This window comes from Paraburkholderia sp. RL18-085-BIA-A, assembly GCF_046027075.1.
In the GTDB taxonomy this organism is placed as follows: domain Bacteria; phylum Pseudomonadota; class Gammaproteobacteria; order Burkholderiales; family Burkholderiaceae; genus Paraburkholderia.
Genome location: NZ_JARESU010000099.1, coordinates 23,630 through 31,576, shown reverse-complemented (window position 1 = coordinate 31,576; position 7,947 = coordinate 23,630). Strand labels below are relative to the sequence as shown.

The following is a 7,947-nucleotide window of genomic DNA, read 5'->3' as shown; positions in this document are numbered from 1 at the left end:
CCTGGACTCCCCCGCGGGGGGCGGCCGGCGCCCACGCCGCGAAGCCCAAACCGAAAACGGCGCCGAGCAACAGCGTCAATACGGCGCGAAACATCCCGCCGCGCGGCAGGTGAGCGAGTGCAAACGCAGATGCGGCCGCCAGTCGTCGCTGAAAGGACTGTCTGAAACAGCGCATTTCATCCGCCGGCAACATCGTGAGCATATACAACACCGTTTAGCAGAAGGCCATTGGACGAGCGCAAACACGCGGTATGGCAGCGGCGAATGTGGGCTCGGTGACTTTCCGGACTGCTCCGCTCGTTCGCTGCAAACATGGCGAAGGCGAAGAGCACCGATGATAGCGCTAAAGCCGCACTTTTTTATTTCCGAACCCACCGGTATAAAAAAACAGGCCGTCGACGCGAATACGGCAAATCCGCTCATCTGCATTTAACGGCATTTCATGCGCAATCTTTAATCGCGCGCAGGCGGATTCAAACAATGCGTTGTCATTTCCCCCACTAAATAGCGCTTACCGGAAATTACCGTTTTACCGCGCCGCATCTAAAGAAGCGTGATGCCGCTGCCGATAACCATGGCTTGTACCAACCCGCCGGCAGCGGCTGACGACAGTCCGCGCAGCAACTGTGGCGACACGCGCGCGGCAATGCCGCGAGCTGATGTGCGGCGCGCCGGCCGGGTTGTCGATGAGCTGAACAACGAGCAGACGATGCGCCTGAGCAAAACCGAGTGGATGGGAGTGGCCGTGATGGCCGGATCGATAGCGTGCTTCGGCGGCTGGCTGCAAGGCGAAATGAACCGCGCGACGCTCGCGCGCATCCAGCGCGACACGCTGGACTCGCCCGGCGCCTGCGGGGACATGAGCGCGCGCGACGCCGAAATGCTCGGCAAGGGTGAACTCTGGTGCGGAGCGATCGGCGCAGGCCGCGCGGATGCGCCCGGCAAGGCGTAGGGGCGGCTTGCGCGACGCGCCACGCACCGGGCGCAACAGGGATGAATTGCGCAAACCAGCCCTCGTCATTCTGGCCCTCCAATTCGCGCCCCACGACACATTTAGTCAACTTCATTACTTCGGCATTACACAGCGCCGCGCGCGCTTTAGAGACTATCCTCGCCCGCCATCCGGTGTTTCACTAGCTACCCAACTTTTTTGAACTGATAAGCTTGGCGCGCGCTGCTGGCCGCCCCCGGCCGGCGGCTTCAACCCAAACCCGGTCGCGAATCGCGCCGGGCGTCCCGCAGCGGCACAACCGCACGTGGGCGTATTTGAACTACACCGAGGAGTTAAACAGTGAAAAAACTGCTAGCGGCTTTGACGGTTGCTCTGCTTGCCACCGTCTCGATTGGCGCACACGCTAAAGATTGGTCGACGATCCGTTTTGGCGTTGATGCCAGCTACCCCCCTTTTGAGTCCAAGGGCTCGGACGGCAAGCTCGTTGGCTTCGACATCGACCTCGGCAATGAAATCTGCAAGCGCCTGGATGCCAAGTGCGTGTGGGTCGAAAACGACTTCGACGGCATGATTCCGGCGCTGAAGGCGAAGAAGTTCGACGGCGTGCTGTCGTCGATGTCGATGACGCCGCAACGCGCCGAACAGGTCGCGTTCTCGTCGAAGCTGTTCAACACGCCGACGCGCCTCGTCGCGAAGAAGGGTTCGGGCATCCTGCCGACGGCCGAGTCGCTGAAGGGCAAGACGGTCGGCGTCGAACAGGGCACGATTCAGGAAACCTACGCGAAGACCTACTGGGAACCGAAGGGCACGAAGGTCGTGCCGTATCAGAACCAGGACCAGGTCTATGCCGACCTGCTGTCGGGCCGCCTGGACGCCGCGCTGCAAGACGCGGTGCAGGCTGAAATCGGCTTCCTGAAGACGCCGCGCGGCGCGGGCTTCGACTTCGTCGGCAAGAACCTCGAAGATCCGAAGATTCTCGGCAACGGCGCGGGCATCGGCATGCGCAAGGAAGACACGGACCTGAAAGCGAAGGTCGACAAGGCGATCGCCGACATCATCAAGGACGGTACGTACAAGAAGCTGGAGAAGAAGTACTTCGACTTCGACGTGTACGGCGGCTAAGCCCTCCTCGCGTGCGTCATGCGCGCTTGACGGCTTGCCAGACGGGCTCCGCACTTGCGGGGCCCGTTTTTCGTTTGCGCGGCCCCAGCGAGCCCCGCAGAGACGCAGCGAGCCACATCGCGCGCCATATCGGCTAAGATCGTGTGATCGCAATGCCGCCGGGCGGCTCATCATATTCCGGCCCTGGCCAGCCGCGCAGTACTTGAAGCAGTACCCGAAGCAACTCCCGGAACAGCACGCTTTCCCACTGTAATCAACGACATAACGCGGCATGCCAGATTGGGCCGCGGCTCTGAAAACCATGCAAACCCAAACCCATCCGCTGATTGCCCCGACGCTCGGCACCGCCCGCAACCTGACGAGTTTCCACTACGGTCCCGGCGGCGGCCAGAAGATCTACATCCAGTCATCGCTGCACGCCGACGAGTTGCCGGGCATGCTGGTGTCGTGGGCGCTGCGCCGCAAGCTGGCCGCGCTCGAAGCCGCCGGCAAGCTGCGCGGCGAAGTCGTGATCGTGCCGGTGGCCAACCCGATTGGCCTGAACCAGCACTTTCTCGGCCATCTGACGGGACGTTTCGAAGCCAACACGGCGCAGAATTTCAACCGCAACTTCCACGATCTGTCGGCGCTGGTGCAGCCGGTCATCGAAGCACGCCTGACCGATGACATCGACGCGAACCGCACCGCGATCCGCGTGGCAATGCGCGAAGCGCTCGACGCGCAACAGCCCGCGACCGAACTGGACTCGCAACGTCTGGCGCTGCAAAAGCTCTCATACGACGCCGATGTCGTGCTCGATCTGCACTGCGACTGGGAAGCGGCGATGCACCTGTACACGAACCCGGACCTGTGGCCGGAGGTCGAGCCACTCGCGTGCTATCTCGACGCCAAGGCCTCGCTGCTGGCGCTCAATTCGGTGGGCAACCCGTTCGACGAAATCCACAGCTTCTGCTGGTCGGATCTGCGCGGCCGTTACGGCGACCGCTTCCCGATTCCGAACGGCTCGATCTCCGTCACGGTCGAACTGCGCGGCCAGCGCGAAGTGTCCTACGAGTACGCCGAGCATGACGCGCAGGCGATCATCGAATATCTGACCTCGCGCGGCGTGATCGAAGGCACGCCCGCGCCGCTGCCGCCGCTCGAGTTCGCCGCCACGCCGCTCGCCGGCGCCGAACCGCTGGTCGCGCCGATCAGCGGCGTGCTGGTGTATCGCTGCGAGGTCGGCACGTGGGTGGACGCCGGCCATCCGATCGCCGACATCGTCGACCCGTTGACGGATCGCGTCGTCACGCTGAAGAACAGCGTGGCCGGCGTGCTGTACGCGCGGCATCTGACACGTTTCGCGACGGCCGGCGTGGAGTTCGCGCGGATTGCCGGCGCGAAGGCGTTCAGAAGCGGCTCGTTGTTGAGCAATTGATGAATTGATACGTGGCCGGAATCGCGCTCTGATTTGCCGCGATTGTGCGCATCAGTCTCTGAGGTCTTGAGCAACAAAACAGATCGCCCGCTGGTTCAGCGGGCGATCTGCGTTTACGCGGGAGCGTTTATCAAATACTGGCGGTTGAGGCGAAACCAGCCAAACACCGCTCAAAACGCCGGAATGATCGCGCCTTTGGACTGCGTAACGATGTACTTGCGCACCTCGTCGGACTCATATGAGGCGACCGGCTTCTTCATCGACGGCTGATTGCGATCCCGCACACGCACTGCGATCACATTCGCGTACGGCCCCTTGATGTCTTCGATAGCGATCGCGTCTTGAGTCGGCTGAATGCCGGCCTTGAGCACGTAGTCGGTATTGACCGACGCCGCGTCGAGGTCGTCGAACGCGCACGGCATTTGCGCGGCGTCGAGTTCGACCAGCTTGATCTTCTTCGGCAATTGCTTCGCATGCGCTCATATCCGCGATCCGGAAAAAGCTTATGCACGGCTGCCTTGCGCAACTCGACTTTTAAAACCATCCGAGTGTCGCGCCGACACGACACATTCAAAAATTACCAAATCTGTCACATACGGTACTCAGCGCTCCCTTAAATTTCGGGCCATCGCACGACCTGCCAAAGAGTTCGGCGCCGCGATCGCTTAATTTTTAACCGGAGAAAGTCTTGAATAAAAAAGTATTGACCACCGCTACCCTCGCCGTCTTCGCCACCGCTGCCCACGCGCAAAGCAGCGTCACGCTGTACGGCCTGATCGATGCCGGTATCAGCTACGTGAACAACTCGAAGTCGGCAACCGGCCACGACAACCTCTTCAAGTACGACGACGGCGTGGCGCAAGGCAGCCGTTGGGGTCTGCGCGGCACCGAAGATCTGGGCAACGGCCTGAAGGCGTTGTTCGTGCTGGAAAACGGCTTCAACAGCGGAAACGGTACGTTGGGCCAGGGCGGCGCGATGTTCGGCCGTCAAGCGTATGTGGGTCTGTCGCAGGACAACGTCGGCTCGCTGACGTTCGGTCGCCAGTACTCCTTTTCGACGGACTACCTGGGCGGCAACTACTCGACCGGCGGCCTGACCGTCGCGGGTAACTACGCTTACCATATCAACGACGTCGACCAGCTGACGTCGAGCCGTATCAACAACGCGGTCAAGTTCAGCAGTGCGAATTTCGCCGGCCTGACCTTCGGCGCGATGTACGGCTTCTCGAACCAGGCAGGCGGCTTTGCCGGCACGCCGGGCACGGGCACGACCGCTGCACCGGTTGCAGGTTCGTCGCGCGCTTACAGCTTCGGCGCGAACTACGCAAACGGCCCGTTCGGTCTGGGCGTTGCGTACACGGACATCCGCTACCCGGGTCAGGCATCTCCGGCATTCCCGACTTCGCTGGCTAACGTGACCTTCCCGACGATCGGCAGCGGCCAGATCCAGGACCTGCGCACCTTCGGCGTTGGCGGCCGTTACGCAATCGGCGCAGCGACGCTGTGGGCCCTGTACACGAACACGCGCCTCGCACCGATCTCTGGTGAGTCGACGACGTTCGCCGCATACGAAGCAGGCGCGAAGTACGCATTTACGCCGGCTGTGACGGCAGGCGCAGGCTACACCTACATGCACCTGAGCGGCGCGAACACGGGTCACTGGAACCAGGTGGACCTGAGCGCCGACTACGCGCTGAGCAAGCGTACGGACGTGTATGTACTGGGTATCTATCAGATCGCGTCGGGCCACAACGGCACGCAGGATCTGCAAGCGCAGATCGGCTCGAGCACGAGCTTCTTCAACACGTCGGGCACGGGCGCGGACAACCAGCTGGCATTCCGCGTCGGCATCCGTCACAAGTTCTAAGTGTGTCTTGGACGGCAGGGAGCGCGCGCGTTCCTTGCCGTGTCGAAGTTCTGAAAAACGCCCTGCGGGGCGTTTTTCTTCTGGAGCATGGGGTTCGTCGTAACCGCTCGCGCGTTCAGCCCTGCGCCTTCTTCGCGAAGTACTCCGTCGCCATCAGCCGGAACGCGGTGACCGCCGGGTTGTCCTGATCGGCGCGCCAAACCATGCACATCTCTGCCTGAATCGCATTGTTGGCAATGAACCGGAACTCGACATTGTCGTAATGGAATCGTTGCGCCGACGCCGGCAGAATGCCGATGCCGAGTCCGGCGCGCACGAGAGAGAGGATGGTCGGCGTCTGATCGATGTATTGCGCGACGTTCAGAGTCACACCCTCGGCGGTGGTCATGCCCGTGATGCGGTCGTAGAAGTACTTGCCCTGCGTGGGCGAATGCATGATGAACGGTTGATTGTTCAACTGCTTGAGTTCGATCTGCTCGTAACGGCACAGAGCGTGGCCCTTTGGCAATGCGACGATCAACGGCTCTTCATTGACGAGCAGAGACTCCAGTTTCTGCCGCGAAGGCAATGGCCGCTGAAAGCCGAGGTCGATTGCGTTCGCGGCGAAGGCCTCGATCTGCGCGACCGAGATCAGTTCGAGCAGCACGACGTCGATATCCGGCAGCACGCGCGACGCCTCGACCAGCAACTCCGGAATCAGCTCATAGCCCGCCGCTCCGGTGAAGCCGACCCGCACGCGTCCCGTTTTGCCCTTGCTCGCACGCCGTACGGTGCTTTCGGCCTGCTCGGCCAGACTCAGCAGACGCGTCGCATCCGCGAGAAACACGCGTCCTTCCGTCGTCAGCTTGACCGTGCGGCCGACGCGTTCGAACAACATCACGCCGAGGCTGTCTTCCAGCAAATGAATCTGCCTGCTCAGCGGCGGCTGGGTCATGTTCAGCAGCGCCGCGGCACGTCTGAAATTCAATTCCGTCGCGGCGGCGACGAAGCAACGCACTTGTCCGAGATCAAGCATTGTTGGTCGACAGTGAGGGGATAGCGGCCGGCCATTATAGAGGCAGTGGGTTTGCGCGCTTGTCCCGCTGCGTGGCGGGCCGGGCAAGCGGGCTTCTTCGAACATAAGAAAAAGGGAACCAGGCGTGGCCAGGTTCCCTTCGGCGCGATCCCTTGGCGGTGTGCCGTCACGGCTGCTAACACCGCTGCTATCAACGTGGCCATCATCTCGGCCCTTGCCGTGCGACTTGAGCGCGCGGTGACGGCTGCCGCTTACGTCGTCAAGCTGCCTTCAGGCCGCTGTCCAGCCAACGCCTGCGCGAGGCTCGCCATCACCATTTCGCCCATCGCCGTGCGCGACTCGATAGTCGCGCTCGCACGATGCGCCTGCAACACCACGCGATCCATGTCGAGCAGCGCGGCCGGCACGTTCGGCTCGTCGACGAACACGTCGAGCCCCGCGCCCGCAATCACGCCATGAGACAACGCTTCGACCAGATCGTTTTCCACCACCAGTTTGCCCCGCGCGATATTCACCAGACAGCCGTCCTTGCCCAACGCATCGAGCACGGCGGCGTTGACGATGCCTTGCGCCTTGTCGGCGGCGGCGGCCAGCACCAGGATGTCGCAACCGCGCGCGAGCGAAAGAAGATCACCGACGAACCGATGCGGCACGTCGTCCATCGCGCGCAAATCCGTGTATGTGATCGGGCATCCGAACGCGGACGCGCGCTGCGCAATCGCACGGCCAACCTTGCCCATGCCGACGATGCCGACACGCTTGCCGCTGAAACGATGCGACAGCGGCAACGCCCCCGGATGCGGATTGCTCTGCCAGTTTCCTGTTTTAACGAACGTGTTGCCCGGGCAGATTTCGCGGCAAACCGCGAGCATCAAGCCGAGTGCGAGGTCCGCGACGTCTTCGGTCAACGCACCGAAAGTCGCCGTAACCGGAATGCCGCGAGCCCGCGCGAATTTGAGGTCGACCGCATCCGTGCCCACGCCGTTGACGGCGATCACTTCCAGAGCCGGCAGGCGTTCGATCAGATCGTTCGAGATGCCGGTATGTCCGCCTGTGATCACCCCTCTGATCGACGCGCCATGCTCGCGGATATAGGCTTCCTTATCATCCTGTTCGAACAGACGATGCATCGTGTACAGCTCGGCCAGTTTGGCGTTGATGGCCGGGACGAGGATCGGATTCAGTTGCAAAATGCTCGGCTTCAATTCACGCGCTCCTTGTTGATCGTTGACTCCGCGGACGAGTTGCGCGCCCTCTTCGGCGCACGCCTGCCATCGCGACATCGGCGGATCATCATCTTTTTCAGGGGACGCGTCCAATCCCAAAACGCTATCAGTTGATCCACGAATCGGCGCACGATGCTTGCGTGCTTTCACCGATTCAATCCGGGCATCAAGTAATAGCAATATAAGATTGGACGGCCTATTTCCGCATCGCCACAATTCGTAGCGTCGGAAGAGGATTTCCGCGGTCGACGCAAACAACAAAAACAGCACGCATGCCCGATTGCTGAAGTGCTCTTTACGGCTAGAAGAACATAAAAGAGCCTTTCAATTCAGACGGAGACAACAGCG

The 7,947-nt window shown here is 61.7% G+C and carries 7 protein-coding genes and 1 pseudogene; 5 read left to right on the top strand and 3 right to left on the bottom strand.

The annotated features are described in order from the left end of the window. The 4 genes from P0D89_RS38240 to P0D89_RS38225 form a co-directional block, all read left to right on the top strand. Positions 1–433, top strand: a 433-nt coding sequence (locus tag P0D89_RS38240) for a hypothetical protein (RefSeq protein WP_408378134.1), incomplete at its 5' end; no start/stop codon positions are given. A 213-nt stretch (positions 434–646) separates the two neighbouring features. After that, the gene (locus tag P0D89_RS38235; protein WP_408358350.1) at positions 647–952 is read left to right on the top strand and encodes a hypothetical protein; all 306 of its coding nucleotides are present in this window, start codon (positions 647–649) and stop codon (positions 950–952) included. Positions 953–1,291: 339 nt separating this feature from the next. Then, a complete protein-coding gene (locus P0D89_RS38230) occupies positions 1,292–2,074 on the top strand; it encodes an ABC transporter substrate-binding protein (protein WP_408358349.1) in 783 nt (260 codons plus the stop codon). A gap of 301 nt (positions 2,075–2,375) precedes the next feature. Continuing rightward, positions 2,376–3,491: a succinylglutamate desuccinylase/aspartoacylase family protein gene (locus tag P0D89_RS38225; RefSeq protein WP_408358348.1), complete on the top strand. Its 1,116-nt coding sequence runs from the start codon at positions 2,376–2,378 to the stop codon at positions 3,489–3,491. A 170-nt stretch (positions 3,492–3,661) separates the two neighbouring features. Here P0D89_RS38225 and P0D89_RS38220 read toward each other — a convergent pair. Then, a pseudogene (locus tag P0D89_RS38220) lies at positions 3,662–3,952 on the bottom strand (MetQ/NlpA family ABC transporter substrate-binding protein); the annotation flags it as partial. 227 nt (positions 3,953–4,179) lie between these two features. Between P0D89_RS38220 and P0D89_RS38215 the strand changes: the two are divergent. Then, entirely contained in the window at positions 4,180–5,358 is a 1,179-nt protein-coding gene (locus P0D89_RS38215) for a porin (protein ID WP_408358347.1), read from the top strand. Positions 5,359–5,473: 115 nt separating this feature from the next. On the opposite strand, the gene P0D89_RS38210 is transcribed toward P0D89_RS38215, so the two are convergent. Together P0D89_RS38210 and P0D89_RS38205 are read right to left on the bottom strand one after the other, a co-directional pair. Continuing rightward, on the bottom strand, positions 5,474–6,373 hold the full coding sequence (locus P0D89_RS38210; protein WP_408358346.1) for a LysR substrate-binding domain-containing protein: 900 nt from the start codon (positions 6,371–6,373) through the stop codon (positions 5,474–5,476). A gap of 251 nt (positions 6,374–6,624) precedes the next feature. Beyond that, complete coding sequence (locus P0D89_RS38205) at positions 6,625–7,578, bottom strand: 2-hydroxyacid dehydrogenase (protein ID WP_408358345.1); 954 nt, start codon at positions 7,576–7,578, stop codon at positions 6,625–6,627. Positions 7,579–7,947: the final 369 nt, after the last annotated feature.